At 73.8% G+C, this 432-nt stretch carries 1 protein-coding gene; it reads right to left on the reverse strand.

The annotated features are described in order from the left end of the window. A partial coding sequence (locus ACLBX8_RS31625; protein ID WP_447716408.1) for a hypothetical protein occupies window positions 1–417 on the reverse strand: 417 nt, incomplete at its 3' end. Window positions 418–432: the final 15 nt, after the last annotated feature.

Here is a 432-nt window from a genome sequence, read left to right on the forward strand (position 1 = left end):
GGCGGGCGCGACGAGGACGCGGCGGCTGACGCTGGCATATTCCGGCGGGATCGTCTCGGGGATCGTCTGCGCCGGGCGGGTCAGCACGGTCCGGGTGCGGACGGCGAAGCGCGGCGGCGTGGTCACCCAGCAGCCGATCAGCTCGCCGCCGGAGCCGCGGCTGGTCTGCCAGTAGCGGCCGCCGGGCGGGACCATCACGCGCTCCGACACCGTGTCGTAGACCGGTGGCGTGGTCCGGTAGACCGTGCGGGGCGGGCGCACCAGCACGTTCTCCTGCACGGTGTCGTAGACCGGCGGCGTGACGACGCGGCGATAGCATTCGGAGCCGTAGCAGCCGCCGGCCTGGGCGGGTGCGGCGAGGAGCGCGCCACCGAGGGCGGCGACGAGGAAAGCGGTGCGAGCGACCGGCGCGGTCATGGAAGTCCTCTGATA

The sequence above is a fragment of the Methylobacterium sp. D48H genome (assembly GCF_053345715.1).